The 19,829-nt window shown below is 40.9% G+C and carries 21 protein-coding genes and 1 tRNA gene; 12 read left to right on the forward strand and 10 right to left on the reverse strand.

Annotated elements, in window-relative coordinates:
* The first annotated feature begins 2 nt into the window (after nucleotides 1-2).
* From ABM313_RS10755 to ABM313_RS10775, 5 genes are all read left to right on the forward strand, one after another.
* Nucleotides 3-908, forward strand: coding sequence for an ABC transporter permease (locus ABM313_RS10755; RefSeq protein WP_434687874.1), 906 nt, complete (start codon nucleotides 3-5; stop codon nucleotides 906-908).
* The gene (locus ABM313_RS10760; protein ID WP_434687876.1) at nucleotides 901-1,701 is read left to right on the forward strand and encodes an ABC transporter permease; all 801 of its coding nucleotides are present in this window, start codon (nucleotides 901-903) and stop codon (nucleotides 1,699-1,701) included. The genes ABM313_RS10755 and ABM313_RS10760 overlap by 8 nt, the downstream gene beginning before the upstream one ends.
* Nucleotides 1,702-2,237: 536 nt before the next feature.
* Nucleotides 2,238-2,681: an ATP-binding protein gene (locus tag ABM313_RS10765; protein WP_094536280.1), complete on the forward strand. Its 444-nt coding sequence runs from the start codon at nucleotides 2,238-2,240 to the stop codon at nucleotides 2,679-2,681.
* Nucleotides 2,678-3,028 carry an STAS domain-containing protein gene (locus ABM313_RS10770; RefSeq protein WP_094536281.1) on the forward strand — a complete coding sequence of 117 codons (351 nt, stop codon included), beginning with the start codon at nucleotides 2,678-2,680 and terminating at the stop codon, nucleotides 3,026-3,028. The genes ABM313_RS10765 and ABM313_RS10770 overlap by 4 nt, the downstream gene beginning before the upstream one ends.
* A gap of 217 nt (nucleotides 3,029-3,245) precedes the next feature.
* On the forward strand, nucleotides 3,246-4,607 hold the full coding sequence (locus ABM313_RS10775; RefSeq protein ID WP_434687878.1) for an OB-fold nucleic acid binding domain-containing protein: 1,362 nt from the start codon (nucleotides 3,246-3,248) through the stop codon (nucleotides 4,605-4,607).
* A gap of 109 nt (nucleotides 4,608-4,716) precedes the next feature.
* Here the strand turns inward: ABM313_RS10775 and ABM313_RS10780 are convergent, their stop codons facing one another.
* Nucleotides 4,717-5,163, reverse strand: coding sequence for a tRNA (cytidine(34)-2'-O)-methyltransferase (locus tag ABM313_RS10780; RefSeq protein ID WP_434687880.1), 447 nt, complete (start codon nucleotides 5,161-5,163; stop codon nucleotides 4,717-4,719).
* Between the two features lie 87 nt (nucleotides 5,164-5,250).
* Nucleotides 5,251-5,646: a hypothetical protein gene (locus tag ABM313_RS10785; RefSeq protein ID WP_434687882.1), complete on the reverse strand. Its 396-nt coding sequence runs from the start codon at nucleotides 5,644-5,646 to the stop codon at nucleotides 5,251-5,253.
* 277 nt (nucleotides 5,647-5,923) lie between these two features.
* On the opposite strand from ABM313_RS10785, the gene ABM313_RS10790 reads away from it, so the two are divergent.
* Nucleotides 5,924-6,005, forward strand: a tRNA-Leu gene (locus ABM313_RS10790).
* A 40-nt stretch (nucleotides 6,006-6,045) separates the two neighbouring features.
* Here ABM313_RS10790 and ABM313_RS10795 read toward each other — a convergent pair.
* The 6 genes from ABM313_RS10795 to ABM313_RS10820 form a co-directional block, all read right to left on the reverse strand.
* The gene (locus ABM313_RS10795; RefSeq protein ID WP_434687883.1) at nucleotides 6,046-6,942 is read right to left on the reverse strand and encodes a CoB--CoM heterodisulfide reductase iron-sulfur subunit B family protein; all 897 of its coding nucleotides are present in this window, start codon (nucleotides 6,940-6,942) and stop codon (nucleotides 6,046-6,048) included.
* Between the two features lie 88 nt (nucleotides 6,943-7,030).
* Nucleotides 7,031-7,720 carry a ribulose-phosphate 3-epimerase gene (gene rpe / locus ABM313_RS10800; protein ID WP_434687885.1) on the reverse strand — a complete coding sequence of 230 codons (690 nt, stop codon included), beginning with the start codon at nucleotides 7,718-7,720 and terminating at the stop codon, nucleotides 7,031-7,033.
* Between the two features lie 162 nt (nucleotides 7,721-7,882).
* Nucleotides 7,883-9,355: an inorganic phosphate transporter gene (locus ABM313_RS10805; protein WP_434687887.1), complete on the reverse strand. Its 1,473-nt coding sequence runs from the start codon at nucleotides 9,353-9,355 to the stop codon at nucleotides 7,883-7,885.
* A gap of 135 nt (nucleotides 9,356-9,490) precedes the next feature.
* Complete coding sequence (gene mreD / locus ABM313_RS10810) at nucleotides 9,491-10,036, reverse strand: rod shape-determining protein MreD (protein ID WP_434687889.1); 546 nt, start codon at nucleotides 10,034-10,036, stop codon at nucleotides 9,491-9,493.
* A gap of 17 nt (nucleotides 10,037-10,053) precedes the next feature.
* On the reverse strand, nucleotides 10,054-10,800 hold the full coding sequence (mreC, locus tag ABM313_RS10815) for a rod shape-determining protein MreC (RefSeq protein WP_434687891.1): 747 nt from the start codon (nucleotides 10,798-10,800) through the stop codon (nucleotides 10,054-10,056).
* Between the two features lie 11 nt (nucleotides 10,801-10,811).
* Nucleotides 10,812-11,837, reverse strand: coding sequence for a rod shape-determining protein (locus tag ABM313_RS10820; RefSeq protein ID WP_094534891.1), 1,026 nt, complete (start codon nucleotides 11,835-11,837; stop codon nucleotides 10,812-10,814).
* A gap of 267 nt (nucleotides 11,838-12,104) precedes the next feature.
* On the opposite strand from ABM313_RS10820, the gene ABM313_RS10825 reads away from it, so the two are divergent.
* Nucleotides 12,105-12,554 (forward strand): SRPBCC family protein, encoded by a 450-nt coding sequence (locus ABM313_RS10825; protein WP_434687892.1) that lies wholly within the window; start codon nucleotides 12,105-12,107, stop codon nucleotides 12,552-12,554.
* Between the two features lie 72 nt (nucleotides 12,555-12,626).
* Here ABM313_RS10825 and ABM313_RS10830 read toward each other — a convergent pair whose 3' ends face one another.
* On the reverse strand, nucleotides 12,627-13,088 hold the full coding sequence (locus ABM313_RS10830) for a Fur family transcriptional regulator (protein ID WP_434687893.1): 462 nt from the start codon (nucleotides 13,086-13,088) through the stop codon (nucleotides 12,627-12,629).
* A gap of 280 nt (nucleotides 13,089-13,368) precedes the next feature.
* Here ABM313_RS10830 and ABM313_RS10835 point away from each other — a divergent pair, with 280 nt between their 5' ends.
* Nucleotides 13,369-14,568, forward strand: a complete 1,200-nt coding sequence (locus ABM313_RS10835) for a class I SAM-dependent rRNA methyltransferase (RefSeq protein ID WP_434687895.1) — start codon at nucleotides 13,369-13,371, stop codon at nucleotides 14,566-14,568.
* 7 nt (nucleotides 14,569-14,575) lie between these two features.
* On the opposite strand, the gene ABM313_RS10840 is transcribed toward ABM313_RS10835, so the two are convergent.
* Nucleotides 14,576-15,214: a Uma2 family endonuclease gene (locus tag ABM313_RS10840; protein WP_434687896.1), complete on the reverse strand. Its 639-nt coding sequence runs from the start codon at nucleotides 15,212-15,214 to the stop codon at nucleotides 14,576-14,578.
* A gap of 247 nt (nucleotides 15,215-15,461) precedes the next feature.
* Here ABM313_RS10840 and ABM313_RS10845 point away from each other — a divergent pair, with 247 nt between their 5' ends.
* The 4 genes from ABM313_RS10845 to ABM313_RS10860 all read left to right on the forward strand — a co-directional run bounded on the left by ABM313_RS10845 (nucleotide 15,462) and on the right by ABM313_RS10860 (nucleotide 19,793).
* Complete coding sequence (locus ABM313_RS10845; protein ID WP_434687898.1) at nucleotides 15,462-16,490, forward strand: hypothetical protein; 1,029 nt, start codon at nucleotides 15,462-15,464, stop codon at nucleotides 16,488-16,490.
* Nucleotides 16,491-16,587: 97 nt separating this feature from the next.
* Nucleotides 16,588-17,907 carry a M16 family metallopeptidase gene (locus ABM313_RS10850; protein WP_434687900.1) on the forward strand — a complete coding sequence of 440 codons (1,320 nt, stop codon included), beginning with the start codon at nucleotides 16,588-16,590 and terminating at the stop codon, nucleotides 17,905-17,907.
* A gap of 21 nt (nucleotides 17,908-17,928) precedes the next feature.
* A complete protein-coding gene (locus ABM313_RS10855; protein ID WP_434687902.1) occupies nucleotides 17,929-19,122 on the forward strand; it encodes an AAA family ATPase in 1,194 nt (397 codons plus the stop codon).
* Nucleotides 19,122-19,793: a DUF4276 family protein gene (locus ABM313_RS10860; RefSeq protein WP_434687904.1), complete on the forward strand. Its 672-nt coding sequence runs from the start codon at nucleotides 19,122-19,124 to the stop codon at nucleotides 19,791-19,793. Before ABM313_RS10855 ends, ABM313_RS10860 begins: the two co-directional genes overlap by 1 nt.
* Nucleotides 19,794-19,829: the final 36 nt, after the last annotated feature.

Below are 19,829 nucleotides of genomic sequence, written 5' to 3' on the forward strand. Positions count from 1 at the left end.
ATATGCCTGTGAATAACACTTCAGACATTACCCCTGACCCTAGCCAAAAATCAGTAGGTCGCCTCAAATGGCTTGAGCCTGTAGCCTTGCTTTTTCCTAGTGGCTTTTGGTTGATTGCATTTTTGATTATTCCGACAGCTTTTATTTTAATTCAGAGCCTTGTCCCTTTAGGTAAAACTGAGTTTGGGCTAGACAACTACCAAAGAGTATTTGAGTACGTTGGTGGTAACTTTATCTATCTAGTCGTCGTGTGGCGATCGCTGCTTTATGCAATGATCACGACGGGATTTTGTCTGGTTTTAGGTTTCCCTGTCGCTTACTGGCTGGCGGTGATTGCACCTAAGCGTTGGCGCAATATTTTACTACTTCTATTTGTCTTACCTTTATGGACTTCATCACTATTGCGATCCTATGCATGGATTACAATTTTGCGTCCGACAGGAGTTTTAAACAGTTTTCTTAACTTCATTGGACTATCAGGGATCAATGTGTTGAATAAGGCTGAAGGTGTAATTATTGGCATGATTTATACTTATCTGCCTTATATGGTTTTAGTTTTGTATACTTCACTGGAACGTCTAGATCTACGCCTACTTGAAGCGGCGGCTGACCTTGGTGCTAATGCTAAACAAACTTTCTGGCAGGTTACGGTTCCACAGGTTTCTTCAGGAATTATCGCGGGATCAGCGCTGGTATCAATTACTAGCTTTAGTGATTACATTAACCCTCAGCTATTAGGTGGACCTGGTAGTCGCACGATCGCATCCATTATTGAGTTGCAATTTCTAGGTGCAAGTAGTAACCGAGGGTTTGGATCGGCTCTGAGTATGGTGCTAATTCTTGCCGTCACCATCGTGATAGCTTTGCTAATTAAATATGGCGATCGCAGGGTGGTAAGTGATGGCTAATCAAATCAATGTGCCTACTGTTAAGCGCTGGCAAACTTGGTATACAGTACTCGCCTTCTTTTACATGTACTTGCCAATCGCTGTACTCACGATTTTTAGCTTTAATCAATCCCCTTCTCCGTCGAAATGGACTGGGTTTACTTGGCAATGGTATGCCAAGTTCCTGCAAAATCCAACCCTGCTAGCAGCCTTGAAAAACAGTCTTAGTGTTGCTCTAACTGCGGTATCGATCTCCGCCATATTAGGAACATTAACGGCTGTTGGGTTGGCACGCTATTACTTCCCAGGCAAGAGTCTATATCGTGGCATTACCTATTTACCTCTAATCATCCCTGACATTGCGATCGCGGTAGCAACGCTTGTATTTTTTGCAGCGCTTAAATTACCACTTAGTCTGATCACAATTGTCATTGCCCACATAGTTTTTTGTTTAGCCTATGTCGCTGTAGTCGTTTCCAGTCGTCTTGCCACGATTGATCCCAAACTTGAAGAAGCGGCTCTTGATTTAGGCGCTACACCTGTACAAGCTTTCTTACGAGTACTGCTGCCACAGCTTTTACCAGGGATTGTGTCAGGCTGTCTGCTAGCGTTTATTCTCAGCATGGATGACTTTGTAATTGCTTACTTCACCGCAGGCGTTGGCTCAACTACGCTACCAATCGCCATTTTCTCGTCACTACGAAGTGGGGGGGTTACGCCCGAATTAAATGCCCTCAGCGTATTACTAATTATTGCTTCAGCATCAATGGCGGCGATCGCAGAAGCTATCAGAAGTTGGGGCAATCATGATTAGACTTTGATAGGACTTACTAACTAATCTCAACCCAAGCTTCCATCAAAGTCAGATCTTTCCGTTTATTGTTTATCTAAAACAACGCCATTTGCGGCGTGCGAAGCACGCCGCAAATGGTGCTATATCGAAGTCACGTTGAAACAACGTAAATTTAAGCTTATAGTGGCAACATTTAACTATGTTGGCAATTATTGCAAAGATTGCCAACATAGTTAGATTAAAAACAGCAAAAGGGCTACGCCATTTTGTTCTTTAAATCCTTAACTGGGTTTATTTTTTAATTCACAAGAGTGTCGTGATACTTGTGTGAATTGGTACTAGCCCATAAATTAATGACAAAGTAAATCTCCGTAAAGCCTATAATTTCTGGCTTTTGATATTTACTCATCACTATGAAAAATGCTATCAAAAACTTGGAAATTATGATACTTTTTTGAAAAGCTTTATCAAAAATTAACTGGTTTTGCAAACATAGGTTAAAAACGTGTGGTATATTACATCTGGCAAAGCTAATCAAAGCTACAGAATGACTCCCCATGAGTGAGAAGCCTTTAAAGCTGCGAATCTCAATTCCACCCGTTGAGGGAATCGAGGACATTCCCATCGCAGCAGTCGAAGTACTCGCTACAAAAATGGGGTTTGATCCTGATGCTGTGCAAGATATCGTACAAGCTCTTACGGAAGCTTTAGTTAATGCGGTTCTTTACAGTACATCTGATCTTGACGTAGAAGTTGTAGTTTTCGCGGCACATACCAGCCTAATTGTAGAAGTCCATGATCGTGGATCGGGTTTTGATATTGATAGTGTACCCCCACCAGATTTTGATTTGATATCCGAGATTGGTGTCAAAAATGGTGGATTTGGTATACATATGATCAAAGCGCTGGTTGATAAGGTCGAGATCGAGTCTACTAATCAAGGTACAACAGTCCGTATGAGTAAGTTCCTGTCTATCCCCAAACCCATTCTCCAATCATGACTCATTCCTCATTTTTACAAGATGAACTCAAGATCGTCGAACAAATTGATGGCGATCAAGTTATTCTCAAACTGAATGGTGCTTTGAGTGTAACCACGGTTCCCTATTTTAGACAAGCCGTGCAACCATTTATTGACCGCAAATTATCAGCGATCGTTTTGGATTTTGAAGGAGTGACCAAGATCGTCAGTAGAGGCGTAGGCGCAGCGATCGATATGGCAGTGCAAGCTAAAAAGCAAGGCGGCAAATTGCGCCTAGAGAACGTTGGTAAATATGGTCGCTCACTATATATCCAAGGTGTACATTTAGTAGCCGAAGTTCCTGAATTAGAGGGATTTGAACCTTAAACATTTTTTAAAGGCACAAATACAAATAGCTAAAGCTATTTGTATTTGTGCCTTTTTTAGTCTTCTTTAGCTATTCATGGATAATACAAATTTGCACCAGTTTTACGACACTCATGTGAATTGAAAACTAAACCCAGCAAGGGTTTTAAATTCACAAAATGGCTATGGCATTTTGTGCTTCATGTAGCTCTTTGTAAGTATTTTTTGGGGTCAGAAAATGAAAATCGTCAGTCGTCAATCGTTGGGCATACAATGTGTTTTCGATATCGGCTTAGAGCAGGATCACAATTTTTTACTAGACAATGGCTATATTGCATCCAATTGCTTTAATAAATCTCATAGCGTCGCCTATGGATATGTAACTTATCAAACCGCATATCTCAAAGCGAATTATCCCGTTGAATATATGGCGGCTCTGTTGTCTTCGGTTAGTGGTGACCAAGACAAAGTACAACGATATATTGCGAACTGTCGCAGTATGGGTATTTCCGTTGTACCACCTGATGTCAACAGTTCAGGCGAAGACTTTACTCCTCGTGGGCAACAAATTTTATTTGGCTTAGCAGCAATTAAGAATCTGGGAGCAGGACCGATCGCGGCAATTTTACAGGCTCGTCAAGATGGTGCTTTTACTTCTTTAGCAGATTTATGTAGTCGCCTCGATTCGCGATCGCTAAACAAAAAAGCTTTAGAAGCTCTAATTCAAACTGGGGCTTTAGATTTACTAGAGCCAAATCGTCATCAGTTAATGAATGATCTGGATATCACGATGGAATGGGCTTCTCGACGCGCTAAGGAACAAGCGTCTGGACAAGGTAATATTTTTGATTTTTTTGGTGAAAGTAGCCAAACGAAAACTTTTGATACTGCGCCAACCACAACTCGTGTTCAAGACTATTCATCTCAAGAAAAGCTGAGGATGGAAAAGGAATTGTTAGGTTTCTATATTTCCGATCATCCCCTCAGTGTGGTCAGCCGTTCCGCAAAATTAATGGCTCCGATCAATCTCTGTGATATTCCCGATTCGACTGAAACTAAAATCGTGACAGCGATCGCCTTAATTCTTGACATCAAAGAAGTGGTCACCAAAAAAGGCGATCGCATGGCTATTTTGCAACTAGAAGATCTGACTGGCAGCACTGAAGCTGTGGTTTTCCCAAAAACCTTTGACAAAGTAAAGCATCTTCTCGAAAAAGATAAACGTTTGATGGTGTGGGGAAAAATCGATCGCCGTGATGAGCAGACACAATTAATTATTGACAATATGCAGCCAATTGAGTCAGTAAGGATGGTGCGGGTTGAACTTACTCGCGAACAGGCAAGCGATCGTCAAGTCTTACAACAACTCAAAACCGCCTTAAATCCTAATCCTAACTATGGTAATTCCAATCAAGGCAATTCTAGCTATGGCAGAAATGAACCTGATAACTCTGGCAAAATCCCTGTAATTGCGGCGATCGAATATATGCCAAAGTTAGTACGTCTAGGCAATCAGTTTTGGGTTGAAGATGAAGAAACTGCTGTTAAAGCTTTACAACAAGCAGGCTTTAAAGCAACTTATGACGCACTAGTTACTTAAAACTTACAACGCTCTGTCCTCAAACCCAAACCAAGAGATTTTTTGAAAGTTTTGCGAAGCAAAACTTTCAAAAAATCTCTTGGTTCATTTGCGTCGAACTGATGTTCTTTTACATTCCTAATTGTCGTCTAGCTTCAAACAAGCCGAGAGCAGCACTCACAGAGAGATTGAGACTGCGGACGTTGGGGTTTTCCATAGGAATATAAACCGCAGGATTATTAGCAAGTACTTCTGGCGGTAAGCCACTGGATTCACTACCAAATAACAGCCAATCACCATCTTGGTATTGAAATTCTCGAAAATGTTTTGCTCCACGCGCACTAAAGCAAATCCATCTTGCCCCATTGGACGCTTCGCGTAAAGATTCGATATTGGGATGCACAGTCACGTTTACATAGTCCCAATAGTCTATGCCTGCCCGCTTAAGTTGGCGATCGCTAATTTCAAAGCCCAGAGGCTCAACTAAATGCAAATGGGTATTTGTGGCAGCACAGGTGCGAGCGATATTGCCAGTATTAGGCGGAATTTCGGGATAGATGAGAGCAACTTGCAGCATTGACTATAAATATATTTAAAGACTGTGTAAACAACACAGTCTTTAAATATAGAAGAATTAAGGTACGAAGTGCCGCAATTCTTTTGATTAGCATTGGGTACGTTCTTCGATATCTTCTAGGGTTTGGAGGACTAGACGTTTAGCCTGAAGTTTCCATCCCCATTTTTGTAAGGCGATCGCTGCTCCAGTACCAACAACAGTTGCAATAAAATCTAAAGGCTGTTCCATTGATATACCTAGCAACAAGCCTAGCCCTGCAATACCCCAAAAAGGCAGAGAGACAGATTGACGATTTTTTTCTACGATTTTGCTAATGTCGTCAGTGGGCATGACTGCGAGTAACTCGGCTTTTGCCTGTTTTTGTTCAGCCTTATTGAGGGATAAGCCGATTTTTTGGCGTAGTTTTTCGATTTTGTGGGCGTTTGTGCTGTACTGCACCAACTCATCTTCCGCCAGCATAATTAAACGCTCTAGTTTTGCCATTGGTAAAAATTTATTAGATTAATTAAATTAGGGATTAGTTCACACAGTTTCTCAATCTAAACATCATAGCGATCGCGATCGCAATTACCAAAAGTAATACCAAGGCGAGAAATGGCTACGCCATTTCTCGCCTTGGTATTACTGGATTTAGTTCTTAATTCACAAAAGTGTCTATCACACTTTTGTGAATTGGTATAAGGCGATCGCCATAAAAAGCATCAAAGAAATATTTGACAAGATACGCCATTCTTGTTGTATGATATAAATCTTGAAAAAAGGGCGAATGGCGGAATTGGTAGACGCATCAGACTCAAAATCTGACGACTTCGGTCATGAGAGTTCGATTCTCTCTTTGCCCATAAAAAACAAAAAGACCTCTCACTTTGTGAGAGGTCTTTTTTACTTGGAAATTTTTTGTAAAACTGAACTTGTGGAAACGATATGACGATCTAAGCCGAGAACTTTTGGCTCAATACCGATCGCTAATCCGATCAATTGAGGTAAATGCAAAATCGGAATCCCTAATTTGTGACCAATCACCTTTTCAACTTCAGGTTGACGCGAATCGAGATTGAGATGACAGAGTGGACATGGCGTAACGATGCAATCTGCGCCTGCGGCGATCGCTGCCGTTAGATGTCGTCCTGCCATCGAGAAAGATTCTTTGGGGGCATAGCTGGAAATCGGCCATCCACAACATTGCACCCGACCTTCGTAATACACAGGAGTTGCGCCGACAGTACGAAAAATATTTTCCAGAGATTCAGGTTTGAAGGGATCGTCGAAACGAGTAACTGTTTGCGATCTCAATAAGTAGCAACCATAAAAGGAAGCACATTTAAGATTAGCTAAAGAACGAGTTACTTTAGCGGCGATATTTTCTAAACCATAGTCACGAATCAGAATCCAGAGTAAATGCAAAACTTCCGTAGAACCTTGAAAATTATGTCCTTGAGTATTCAGCAGTGCATTTACTTCATCTCTGCGTGTGGAATCTGAGCTTTTAAGCTTGTCGTTAACACGTCCCAGTACCCCCTGACAGGTGCTACATTGCGTCATTACAGTGAGATTTAATTCTTCGGCAAGAGAAATGTTACGGGCATTAATCACATCCTCCATCAGTTCGTCGGTTTCCTTGAACGTACCTGAACCACAGCAGGTAGCCTTATGCAATTCTACAAGTTCAATTCCTAATGCTTGAGCGATCGCATTTGTCGATGCATGTAGCTCTTTGCAAGCACCCTTAGCAACGCATCCTGAATAATAAGCGTATTTCAATGCTTTAGTTTCTGTCATTTCTCTTATCGCAACATCTTTCCCAGAAGATTCTAAATTACCACCAAAAAGAAAGGCGGCGCTAAGCGCCGCCTTTCTTTTTGATTAATTAAGCAGTGACCAGATCAGGACGCTTGCTGTTGCGAATACCTTTGATTGCTTCAGCATAGTCAGGAGCATTAAATACTGCGGAACCTGCAACAATCGCATTAGCTCCAGCTTCTAGAACTTGCCAAGTATTGTTAGCCTTGAGACCACCATCCACCTCAATCCAAGGATCAAGTCCGCGATCGTCACACATTTGACGCAACTTAGCAATTTTAGGAATCACGTTAGGAATGAAGCTCTGACCACCAAAGCCAGGGTTCACACTCATGATCAAAACTAAGTCACATAGATCAAGAACATACTCAATAAAGCTTAAAGGAGTAGAAGGATTGAGGGAAACACCAGCAAGTTTACCAAGTTCTTTGATTTGGCAGAGATTACGGTGTAAGTGAGGACATGCAGTATGCTCAGCGTGAACAGTGATGATGTCTGCTCCAGCCTTGGCAAAGTCAGGCACATATCTTTCTGGCTCAGCAATCATCAAATGCACATCCAAAATCTTGGTGGTAACAGGACGAATAGCCGAAACTACTAATGGTCCAATGGTGATATTTGGCACAAAGCGTCCATCCATCACATCAACGTGAATCCAATCTGCACCCGCCGCATCAACTGCACGAATGTCGTCACCTAAACGGCTAAAGTCAGCAGACAAGATTGAAGGGGAAATAACTGTGGACTTTTTAGGCATATGATTTACGGGGGGCTTAGCTTTACAAAGATCTAAAAAACAGCAGATAAAGGTAGTTTTAACTACAGTCCTGTATTAATTATTAATTAAATTTAGCAGTTTTGATCAATTAAAGACTAAAAAATAGAAAGGGTGCTAAGCACCCTTTCTATTTTTTAGTCTTTAACTCAAACCTAGAAACTGCAGATGAACGGCAAATAGACTAATAGTATATGTCCCAAATCCAAGCAGAATACAAACTGGTAATGTTAAAAACCAAGCTAGTAGCAAGTTTTTTAAAGTATTGCTCTGAACACCAGTCTGATTTGCTACCATCGATCCAGCAATGCCTGATGAAAGTATGTGGGTAGTGCTAACGGGTAATCCAAAATAATCGGCTGTACCAATCGTGGTCATAGTCACTAGCTCTGCGATCGCACCTTGAGCATAATTAAGAGGTTCTTTCCCAATTTTTTCGCCAACAGTAACAACAACACGCTTCCACCCAATCATCGTTCCCGCGCCAAGTGCAATGGCAATCGTAATCTTTACCCAATAGGGAATGAAATGGGTAGTTTTATCTAATTGTTTTCTATAGTCAATTAATAAATGTTGCTGATCAAGATTCGCTAATTGTTGTTGATTTTCTAATTTAGTAATTGCACTAGCAACAAGATAAATATCATTTCTAATTTGTGCACGATCTCTATCTGACAGATCTACAAAATTACTACTGAGCGACAAACTATTACTAATCAATTGACTTTCAGAAGCTAGCGATCGCCAAGTATTTTCATTTAGTTGACCTTGTGGTTTTAAGAAGTTCGTAAGTTCTATTTGACTATTCTCAAAAATCAAATCATAAACTGAAGATTTAGGTATCTGTGATGTAAATACGGGAATAACAGCTTGTGATGTCGTGACCAATTGGGCGATCTCTTGAGAGCTAGTATCCATATTTAAGGAGAAGCTACTTGGCAATAAAATTACTAAAATCAGCATCATTAGACCCATTCCTTTTTGTCCATCATTAGAGCCATGAGCAAAACTGACTCCTGTACAGGTCAAAATGAGCAACGACCTAATCCCTAATGATGGAGTTTGCTCTGCTGCTGTTGCTTTATAGAGATTTTCTTGTTTAATTAGAGCTTTAGCGATTAGTAATAATAATGCGGCTCCACAAAATCCGAGCAATGGTGAAATAATAAGTGAAAGAAAAACTTCCTGCATCTTTAGCCAATTTATGCCATCCCACCAGCTTTGACCTGTAGATAAAGTGGAATTAGCTAAACCTATTCCCAAAATCACACCAATTAACGTATGTGTACTGGATACAGGTAATCCCAAATACCAAGTTCCCAAGTTCCAAATAATTGCGGAAGTAAGTAAAGCCAAAACCATCATCAAGCTTTTACTTGAATCAGCCTTAACTAATAATTCCATAGGCAACAAAGACACAATTGAAAAAGCGACAGCACCGCTCGATGTGATCACACCTAATAAATTGCAAATCCCTGACCAAATAACTGCGTATGTGGGCTTGAGTGTATTTGTATAAATAACAGTCGCTACAGCATTAGCGGTGTCGTGAAATCCATTCACGAACTCAAAACCGATCACCAAAGCGATCGCTAAGCCTAAAAACAGATATTCCATAGATATTCCATTTTTATTCCACGATACTTGTGTTATAGCTATTGCCGCTAGGACAAATCAAAACGCAAGAATTTATTGGCGGCGCAAAGCGCCGCTAATCCTTACCTATTTAGCACTACTCAAGGTGCTATCAAATTAATCTTCCTGTTTCTCTAGAGATCGCCACCAACGGCTAAGGGGAAAGTAAATAGCAGGCGACCATAAACTACTCAAAATCGCTGAACTAAGAGCTATCCGCTGCTGTAAAGTCCAAACATTATCCATGTCGGCTCCCATGGCAGTTAATTGCAATGCATGCATGGTCTCAACAATTACTGCCATGCCAAACACAATTAAAGCGATCGAAATAAAGTCCTCTTGCATATATCGCTGTTTCTGCAAAAGTGAGGTTAGTCCACCAGTGATTGCTAGGCCCAAAGCATGAGTTGGTGAAACATGCATGTCCACAAAAGTCATACCGTCTTGTATAAATCCTATGGCAACCCCTGCCATTACTGACAAAAATACAGGACGATTAACGCTCCAAGCCACTAGCCAGATTAGTAACCAGTTAGGAGCAATTCCCATCAAAGTCATGCCTGGAAATCTGGTATACATCGCTAAAACACAAATTAGCAGTGAACCAATGGTCACAGCCCAGTTTAAAAATTTTTTGGATAGGGAAACTTTGCGATCGAGCATTATTTCTGATGACTGGGCTACAGCTTCTCTTGGAAAGGATATACCTCAACGTAATCTAGTAGTCCTAAAGGAGTCGAAAACTCGACGATCGCTTCAGGGGCAGGTTGCTTATCAAGATTTATGGATTTAATTCGACCTACAGGTACGTTTTCAGGAAATAGCGTACTAAATTGTGATGTATGGACAATATCTCCAACTTTTACATCAGGATCACGCTCGAAGAAGTCTATGGTTGCTGTATTTTGGCTTTGCCCTTTGAGCATTCCACTAAAACGACTGCGACTAACGACAACACCAACCTGACTATTTGGATCACTGATTAGCAAAATCTGACTAGTGTTGGGGGAGACGTGGGTAACACGCCCAACCAAACCTCCAGGAGCAACCACCACAGCACCTGGTTTAATACCATCATTGCTACCTTTCCCAATTAAGATTTGATTCCACCAAGAATCAGCACCACGACCGATCACCGTCGCCCAAACGCCAACATCCTTGGGAGTTACCCTTACCTTCAAAAGTTCCTTCATTCTCTGGTTTTGTGACTCCAATTCAGTCAAGCGATAGCGAAGTTCGCGTACTTGAGCATCTTGCAATAATTCTTGCTTAGATACACTTGATTGGAAAGGGCGGCTAAGAAACTGATATGTTTCCATAATAGCGACACCTTGGGTTTGGCGGATAAACCAAGCAAGCCCAATTCCAGCAGTAACCACAACGGTTTGAAAGCTATAACGCTCCCACCAACTACGGATTGAATCCATGAAAAATTTACCTATAAACTTTTCAAGCGACTGGTTAAGACACGACCAAGATTTTTGTAATCTTCTAAAACACGACCAGCACCGATTACTACGCAGTCCAATGGGGCTGGGGCAATATGAGTGATAATTCCAGTTTCATGACTGATCAGGGTATCAATACCATTTAGCATTGCCCCACCACCAGCCAACATAATACCGCGATCAATAATATCGGCAGCTAGTTCAGGAGGTGTACGCTCTAGGGTTCGCTTTACAGCTTCAATAATCACTGAGAGAGGTTCACTCATGCTTTCACGGATTTCTGAAGACTTTACAGTGACGGTACGAGGTAAGCCCGATAGTAGGTGTAAGCCTCTTACCTCCATCGAAGTTTCTTCTTTAATGGGATAAGCTGAACCAATTTTAATTTTAATTTCCTCTGAAGTACGTTCCCCTACAACGAGGTTATGTACAGTCTTCATGTACTTCATGATTGCTTCACTGAGTTCGTCGCCTGCAACACGCACAGACTCACTCAATACAATTCCCTGCAAACTCATGACGGCAACTTCGGTAGTCCCACCACCAATGTCAATGATCATGTTCCCCGTTGCTTCAGTTACAGGTAGTCCTGCACCGATCGCCGCCGCGATCGGCTCATCGATTGGGTAAACCTCACTTGCGCCAGCACGACGGGCTGCATCCATAACTGCTCGCCATTCCACGCCTGTTACACCACTGGGAATGCCGATCGCAATGCGAGGATTAAAAACACCTTTCTTAACTTTTTGAATGAATGAGCGCAACATCAGCTCAGCCGAGTCAAAGTCAGCAATTACGCCATCTTTGAGGGGGCGCACTGCAATGATGTCACCAGGGGTGCGACCGATCATTTTGTTGGCTTCATTTCCAACTGCATAGGCAGTCTTGTCTCGTTGATCGATTGCGACAACTGATGGCTCTTGCAGAACAATACCTTCACCAGACACATAAATTAGTGTGTTGGCAGTACCGAGGTCAATGCCGATGTCTTTCGTAAAATGGCGTAATAAACCCACAGTAAACTCTTCCAGTGGTCAAACTAGCTATATCGTCTTAACATTTTATTACGATTGTTGTCACTTAGTCTAGTCTTCTTAACTATTCCGAAAGTCTGGTATTTGTCAACGAAAGTGAAAAGCATTGCGTGGCAATGCATTATGGAAACAATTTTGGTGTTTATAGCGCTGAAAGCGCTATAAACACCAAAATTGTTTTTAAGGAGAATTTTTGTTGAGATTGCTTTGTTATTATGGTGGGTGTAAGCAAAAATTAACAATTATCCAATGAGTGATTGGCTAGAACATACCGTCCAAACTGAAGTGGCTATTCCCGTGGAATATGCGTGGTCGTTGTGGTCAGATTTGCAAGCTATGCCCCGTTGGATGAAGTGGATTGACTCTGTAGTGGTCACAGATGATCCTGATATATCCGCTTGGAAACTTGGCACAAACGGCTTAACTTTTACTTGGAAGTCTCGAATTCTTAAACAGATTCCCAATCAAATTATTCAATGGGAATCAATTGGTGGTCTGCCAAATCGTGGGGCTGTAAGATTTTATGGTCGCCCTAATAATATGACAATTGTGAAGTTGAGCATCGCCTATGCGATTCCTGCGATCGGGCAAATTATGGATAATTTATTTTTGGGACAGGTTGTCGAGTCTACTTTACAGGCAGATTTAGACAGATTCAGAATTTATGCACAGGAAGATTTTGCCAAAACCAGTGAATAAAAAAGAGCGCTTTGCGCTCTTTTTTATTCACTGGTTTTAACTATTTACTTATGGAAATTACGCAAAAATGTCCTAAAAAATTGATCGCTGCCCTTCAGGACTGACACCAATAATTGTTAGTTGGCAATCTAAGACAGAGAAGCCATACTTATCAGCAACTTTTTTACTTATCGTAAGAATTTGATCGTTTTTAAACTCAATCACACGATTGGTTTTAACACAGACTAAATGATGATGATGGTGAGGCTTGGGCTGATTAATTTCATAATGTTTATGATCTTCGGTAAGTTCGAGTTCACGCAAAATCCCCATCCTTGCCATCATTTTTACGGTGCGGTAAATTGTCGAAAGACTAATATTCTCACCCTGAGCTTTTAGACGTTCGTAAAGATCCTCAGCACTGAGATGCTGCCCTTCTGGTAAAGTTTGAAAAGTACTTAAAATAACCTCGCGCTGCGGTGTCATGCGACAACCTTTTGAGTTGAGTTCAGCCTTGAGGGATTCAGGTGAATAGGTGGTCTCCGCAGAATTCATAGCATTATCAATAACGATAGCTTCTTGAGAATAACACAAAAGGCATATCCACCAAAACTTAGAGAGCCATAATTCAACAATTCGCATTATAAAAATTGTTTTTTTGAAAACTAGCCGTTGACTGACTTTCAAAAAACCAATTTTGGTGTTTCCAGTGCCTTCGGGACTGGAAACACCAAAATTGGTTTCATAATTGAGAATTGATTTGTACCGATCCTCTTTGGAGTTTTATGCTTGAAATTGTGTTATGTTGAGCAACCCTACTTAAAAGTTTTTAGCTATGTCACCGTTGCCCCGTGCGATTATTCATCGTAAAAAAGTCGATGCGGTTCAGCGTTTCCACCCTTGGATTTTTTCAGGTGCGATCGCCAAAATACAAGGAGAAGTCAATGATGGTGACTTGGTAGAAGCCTATAGCGAAGATGGTAAGTTTTTAGCGATCGGTTTGTGGGGTATGGGTAGTATCGCGATTAAGGTGCTATCGTTCCAACCTGTGGAGTCGATGCAAAGTTTATTGCGCGATCGCCTACAGCAAGCATTTATTCTGAGAAAGCAAATAGGATTAATTGATAATCCAGAAACAAATTGCTATCGCTTAATTAATTCTGAAGGTGATGGTTTAGCAGGATTAATTATTGATGTTTATGGAGAAACGGCAGTTTTGCAATGTCATTCACTGGGAACATATCGCTATCGTCAGGAAATCGCGGACATATTAAAGGAAATTTATAGCGATCGCTTACAAGCAGTTTATGACAAAAGCTCGGCGACTCTTTCACGAAAATCACAAATGCAGTCTCAGGATGGGCTATTAATCGGCGAAAAATCTACTGATAGTGCCGAAGTTTTAGAATATGGACATCACTTTATTGTTGATTGGGAAAGGGGGCAGAAAACAGGCTTTTTCTTAGATCAACGTGAAAATCGGCGTTTGTTTGGTAAATATGCCACAGGTAAAAAAGTTTTAAATACCTTCTGCTATTCGGGCGGGTTCTCTGTTTATGCCGTGGCAGCAGGGGCGCTAGAAGTACATTCGATTGATAGCTCAGTCAAGGCGATGGAATGGACTGATCGCAATATTGCTGCAAATTTTGATGCTCAGCGTCAAGCAACTCATACTTCCTTTACAGGCGATGTGTTTGATTTTTTGAAGCAATGCGATCGCGATTATGATGCGATCGTGCTTGATCCACCAGCTTTTGCTAAAAGTTTATCGGCGCGACATTCAGCGATGCAAGCCTACCGACGGTTGAATTTGCAAGCCATGTCTAAGTTGAAAAGTGGTGGCTTGTTATTCACATTTTCCTGCTCTCAAGTGGTGAATGTGGAGAATTTTACGGGTGCTGTCACGGCGGCGGCGATCGAGTCAGGTCGCACTATCAAGGTTTTACATCATTTAACCCATCCCGCTGATCATCCTACGAGTATTTTTCATCCTGAAGGAGCGTATCTGAAGGGCTTAGTTTTGAGCGTGATTTAGATTTGACTTAAGCAGCCATAATTTGCTCAACAGTGAGATTTAATTCTGGAAAGGTTGGCGAAATTAGGCGATCGTTGTTTTGAAATATTGTCATTTGATATTTGCCTTCTGCATTTAAGGCGAATATCAGCACAGAAGGCATCTTCGGATCACCTAAATAGTCGCGAGAACCGATCGCTAAGTAATCCACAATCCAATATTCAGGAATTCCTAAACGTTCGTATTCTTCGAGTTTATCAATATAATCATCTTCCCAATTGGTAGATACTACTTCGATGGCAAGTTGAATTGGTTCGCGGATGCCCCGATGATTTAGGCGATCGCTCCGCCAAACATCTCGATTTATAACACTGACATCAGGATGTCGCCCCTGTTCTTTACCTTTTTTATTTGTAGTTAAAACTGCTGCTACGTCATTAACCACGTAGTTTAAATTTAACCGCTCAACCTCTCGATCAAAGCTTTTTAAAATTAGCCAAGCGACATCGTAATGAATTCTTGTTGCTAATTTTCTTACCATTTTGCCATCCACCAATTCATAGCGACCATCTTCAGGACATTGCTCTAAAAACTGGTCAAAATTTAGTTCTAGTTTTTGCTCTTGCTCCAGTTCTGAACCAGACTTTGCTTGAGTGAGTGTAATCATAGATTTCCTCAAAATGCTTAGCCTAAATTATATCAAAGCCATATCCATAGGGTTGTGGTGCTTGTGAAGTAGTCCAGAGAAATTGTTGAAAGCAATGCAAAGCACCGCTTTCAACAATTTCTCTAGGTTTTAATTTAGCGTACATCCCTGTATGGAAATAAATGTCAGAAAAAGTCAGAAAACTTCTATAAAAAATTGCTTTTATGTCGCTACAATATGTCCACCTTATTGGTGAGGATGTAGGGATATGTATAGAAAACATCAGAAAATGTCGGTTGCTAATATTGGCGCAACGATCTTAGCGGCAGTTATGGGAGCGATCGTTGTGCCGATGCCAACACAGGCACAGCACACAACTGTTAACCCCGCAAATCCTGCTGTTCGCAATGAAGCCGATCGCTTGCTTGATCTTGGCTATGTACAACTCAAAGAGGGAAAACCACGTGAAGCTATTAAGACTTGGCTCTACGCGATTGGCTATTACCGTCGCATTAATGACCAACCTGCGATCGCCTACACGCTGGCAAGGGTAAGTGATGCCTATGAAATGATGGGAGCAACAGACACGGCTCAGGATACAACTCGCCAAAGAATTCGTTATGCCAATACTTTGCAAGACAATGGTGCAAAGTTGGAAAGCTCTAATAACTTAGTCAGTTTTGAGATTGCCCAAAATAAACTGGAATCTGCGGCGAAACTGAACAAAGAAACTCTTGATCTGGCTATTCAAAATGATCAAGGACTGAATACTGCGCTTGCTCTAAATAATAAGGGCTTAATTGCAGGACGCTATGGTGATCATCTCGCTGCGATCAAGCTCTATTATGCATCGAGCAAAAAATATCCACTCCGTGAGGCGATCGGTGAGGGCTATGTCTACGTCAATAGCGGCGACAGTTTCATGTCGTTGGATAATTACAAGTCAGCGATCAAGGACTATGGGATGGCTTTAACGATCGCCCGCCAATATCGCAATTATCCATTGATGGCAGTGGCAAGCGATCGCTTGATTGCCGCGTATCTCGAAGTCCCTAACTTTTATCGCATTGAAGAATTATTGCAAAATCGCTCTAGGTTGGCTTTGGTAATGGGCGATCAAGAAACGGCGGCGATTGCACAGCGATATTTGGGTGATTTGTACTTATCTTTTGGAAATCTGCCAAAAGCACGCGCCGCTTACCAAGAATCCTATGATTTTGCTGCTATGCTAGAAGATACTTCTAGCTTGCCCCTGCGAGAAGCTTATTACAAATTGCAGGCTCTAGAGAGAATGTAAAATTTTTAAATCGAGGCAAACGGTACAACAACGTGCCGTTTACCTTTATATAAAACGTCTTTATCAAAGTCAATTTAGTAAAAACCTAAAATTTGCCATGACAGCGATCGTCGTTCCGCGTCGGTTAGAGGTAGCTGTGACCGATCATGCTCTCAATGATCTAGCTACAAAAGTGCAATTATCTGCGCCCACTCAGCATGTTCTGCCCAATGGCGTGAAGATTATCGCCGAACAGATTCCTGTGGATGCAGTTAATCTAAGTATTTGGGTTGACGTTGGTTCTGCGGTTGAGAGTGATGATATCAACGGCATGGCACATTTCTTAGAACACATGGTGTTTAAGGGTAGCGATCGCCTTGCCTTGGGCGAATTTGAACAGGCGATCGAGTCGCATGGTGGTAATACCAATGCGGCAACCAGTCAGGACTACACCCATTTTTATATCAATGTTGCACCTAAGGATTTCGCAAAACTCGCGCCTTTGCAACTGGATGTAGTGCTAAAAGCTAGCATTCCCGATGAAGAGTTTCAGCGTGAGCGTCATGTGGTACTAGAGGAAATCCGCCGCAGTGAAGACAATCCCGATCGCCGTATTTATCGCCATATTTCCGAATTGATTTATGATCAGTTGCCCTATCGTCGTGCGGTGTTGGGTCCCGTTGATGTCATCGAAAAAGTCACATCTGAGCAGATGAAGGCTTTTCATCGTCAGTGGTATGCACCGCAAAACATGACGATCGCTGTGGTTGGCAATCTACCTGTGAGCGAGATGATCGGGGTAATCGCTAATTACTTTGAAGGAGATGCGATCGCTGATAAACCAGAACCTAAGACTTTCACTCCCGAAAAGCCCTTTACCAAAATTGTGCGGCGCGAAGTAACCGATACCAGCCTCAAGCAAGCCCGATTGAGCATGACATGGCGCGTTTCTGGCTTGAATGAGCTATCAGAAACCTATCCTCTAAGTATTCTGGCGAATATTCTCGGTAGTGGACGTACTTCGCGGATGGTGCAGGACTTGCGCGAAAATCGGCGCATCGTCGATCGTATTTCCGTTAGTAATTCGGCAATGCGTTGGCAGGGTAATTTCCAAGTATTTGCCAAGTTAAATGTGGAGGGTGTAGCGATCGTGGAGGAAGCGATTCGTGAGCATATTCGCCAACTCCATGAAGTGCCTGTCACCGATGAGGAACTCGCCAAGATTCGCACTCAAGTCAGCAATCGCTTTATCTTTGGCAATGAATCGCCTAAGGAACGCGCAGGCATCTATGGCTATTACGATCGCATTGTCGGTTCCCTAGAGCCAGCCTTAAATTATCCCGATTTAATTAAATCCATCACCAAAGAGGACATCCAAGCCGCCGTTCGCAAATACCTCAATCCTGATGCCTACGGTATTTTGATTGTCAAACCCTAAGTGTAAAATTGTGTGATCGCTATGCTTAAACACATCAGCATCAAAGGCTTTAAATCAATTAAAGAATTAGAATTAGATTTATCTCCCATCAACGTTTTAATTGGCGCGAATGGTTCAGGTAAATCTAATTTTATTTCTTTTTTTAAGCTATTGCGTTGGATGTTGCAGTCCCAAGGAGAATTACAATTCTTTGTTGGACAATCTGGTGGCGCAAGCTCTTTATTATTTGATGGAGTAGAATCTACTACTCAAATTGAAACAGAACTTAGTTTTGAAAGTATCTTAGGCAAATATGACTATTCATTTAGATTGGCTTATGCTGCCTCAGATACTTTTATATTTGCTGAAGAAAGGTTTGGAGAAACTGCCCCAACATTGAATTTAATAGATGTTAATGAAGGTAATAAAATTTCTTCTTCTGACTATCTTAATACAAATCAATTAGTAAATAGTTCTTTGAATCCTGACCATAAGAATTTGAATATTAAAAAGGCAAGATTTTCAAGTCATAGAGAATCCAAACTAATAGATCTATCAATTTCAGAAAATCAGTTAGCTAAAAATATTTTTAGCTTAATTCAAAATTTTGTTATCTATCAGTTCCATAACACATCACACACAGCACGTTTCAAACGAAAATGGGACATTAATGATAATCAATCACTTAAATGGGATGCTGGCAATCTAGCACCATTTCTTTTAAAGATTAAAGAAAACAACTCTCTTTATTATCAAAGAATTGTAGAAAGCCTTAGACAGATCGTCCCGTTTTTTGATGAATTTGCACTAAATCCAATAAAAGATAATGTGCTTTTACAATGGAAAGAGAGAGGGACAGATTTAATTTTTAGTCCTAATCAAGCATCTGACGGAACATTAAGAGCAATGTCTTTAGTAACGCTTTTGTTACAACCTCCCGATAGTTTACCTGATGTTTTAATTTTAGATGAACCAGAATTAGGTTTACATCCCTATGCTATTAATATTATCGGTAGCTTAATCAATAGTGTTTCTAATCGTTGTCAAGTAATTTTAGCCACTCAATCACCATTATTAGTAGATTGTTTTGAGCCAGAAGATATTATTGTTGTTGAAAGAAATGACCGAGAATCTTCTTTCAAAAGATTAGTTGTGGAAGAGTTAGAAGATTGGCTAGAAGAATACTCATTGTCTGAACTATGGAATAAAAATGTAATTGGCGGGAGACCTAGCTGATGATTCGTTTACATGTTATTGCAGAGGGTCAGACAGAAGAAGAATTTGTTAAAACAGTGCTAGCTGATCATTTGGGATATTTTAATATTTCTTCTACTTCTGTACATTGCATTACAACTAAACGAACCAAAAATAAAGTGTATCGAGGAGGATTAACTAGTTATGAACAAGTAAAAAGGGATATCACTCTCTGGTTAAAGCAAGATAAATCTGGGGATGCAAGATTTACAACCATGCTAGATTTATACGCATTACCCAATGATTTCCCGAAATTTGATGAAGCTAAGGAATTAGAATGTTATCAAAAAATTGAATACCTTGAAAATGCTTTTTTTAATGATATTGGTGATCCAAGGTTTATACCCTATATTCAGTTGCATGAATTTGAAGCTTTAATTCTTGTTCAACCAGAAAAATTATCAGAAAGATTTCCTGAGTATGAGCAAGAAATCCAAGAATTATCAAATGTTTGTAATAGTTTTTCTTCTCCTGAGCTAATTAACCAAGGTGCAACTACTGCTCCTTCTAAAAGAATTTTCCAATTTGTTCCTACTTACGAAAAAGTGTCTGCTGGATCTTTGATAGTCCAGAAAATTGGTTTGGCAAGCATCAGAGGAAAATGTCCACATTTTAATCAGTGGATTACACGGTTAGAAAACTTGCAAGTCTGATCCAAATCACGATATATGCCAAAATGAGAACAATGA

Source organism: Pseudanabaena minima str. Chao 2107 (assembly GCF_051131155.1).
In the GTDB taxonomy this organism is placed as follows: Bacteria; Cyanobacteriota; Cyanobacteriia; order Pseudanabaenales; family Pseudanabaenaceae; genus Pseudanabaena; species Pseudanabaena minima.

Coding starts and splice junctions, on each gene's coding strand:
- ABM313_RS10755 (WP_434687874.1), top strand. CDS start 3: ATGCCTGTGAATAACACTTCAGACATTACCCCTGACCCTAGCCAAAAA.
- ABM313_RS10760 (WP_434687876.1), top strand. CDS start 901: ATGGCTAATCAAATCAATGTGCCTACTGTTAAGCGCTGGCAAACTTGG.
- ABM313_RS10765 (WP_094536280.1), top strand. CDS start 2,238: ATGAGTGAGAAGCCTTTAAAGCTGCGAATCTCAATTCCACCCGTTGAG.
- ABM313_RS10770 (WP_094536281.1), top strand. CDS start 2,678: ATGACTCATTCCTCATTTTTACAAGATGAACTCAAGATCGTCGAACAA.
- ABM313_RS10775 (WP_434687878.1), top strand. CDS start 3,246: ATGAAAATCGTCAGTCGTCAATCGTTGGGCATACAATGTGTTTTCGAT.
- ABM313_RS10780 (WP_434687880.1), bottom strand. CDS start 5,163: ATGCTGCAAGTTGCTCTCATCTATCCCGAAATTCCGCCTAATACTGGC.
- ABM313_RS10785 (WP_434687882.1), bottom strand. CDS start 5,646: ATGGCAAAACTAGAGCGTTTAATTATGCTGGCGGAAGATGAGTTGGTG.
- ABM313_RS10795 (WP_434687883.1), bottom strand. CDS start 6,942: ATGACAGAAACTAAAGCATTGAAATACGCTTATTATTCAGGATGCGTT.
- rpe (WP_434687885.1), bottom strand. CDS start 7,720: ATGCCTAAAAAGTCCACAGTTATTTCCCCTTCAATCTTGTCTGCTGAC.
- ABM313_RS10805 (WP_434687887.1), bottom strand. CDS start 9,355: ATGGAATATCTGTTTTTAGGCTTAGCGATCGCTTTGGTGATCGGTTTT.
- mreD (WP_434687889.1), bottom strand. CDS start 10,036: ATGCTCGATCGCAAAGTTTCCCTATCCAAAAAATTTTTAAACTGGGCT.
- mreC (WP_434687891.1), bottom strand. CDS start 10,800: ATGGATTCAATCCGTAGTTGGTGGGAGCGTTATAGCTTTCAAACCGTT.
- ABM313_RS10825 (WP_434687892.1), top strand. CDS start 12,105: ATGAGTGATTGGCTAGAACATACCGTCCAAACTGAAGTGGCTATTCCC.
- ABM313_RS10830 (WP_434687893.1), bottom strand. CDS start 13,088: ATGAATTCTGCGGAGACCACCTATTCACCTGAATCCCTCAAGGCTGAA.
- ABM313_RS10835 (WP_434687895.1), top strand. CDS start 13,369: ATGTCACCGTTGCCCCGTGCGATTATTCATCGTAAAAAAGTCGATGCG.
- ABM313_RS10840 (WP_434687896.1), bottom strand. CDS start 15,214: ATGATTACACTCACTCAAGCAAAGTCTGGTTCAGAACTGGAGCAAGAG.
- ABM313_RS10845 (WP_434687898.1), top strand. CDS start 15,462: ATGTATAGAAAACATCAGAAAATGTCGGTTGCTAATATTGGCGCAACG.
- ABM313_RS10850 (WP_434687900.1), top strand. CDS start 16,588: ATGACAGCGATCGTCGTTCCGCGTCGGTTAGAGGTAGCTGTGACCGAT.
- ABM313_RS10855 (WP_434687902.1), top strand. CDS start 17,929: ATGCTTAAACACATCAGCATCAAAGGCTTTAAATCAATTAAAGAATTA.
- ABM313_RS10860 (WP_434687904.1), top strand. CDS start 19,122: ATGATTCGTTTACATGTTATTGCAGAGGGTCAGACAGAAGAAGAATTT.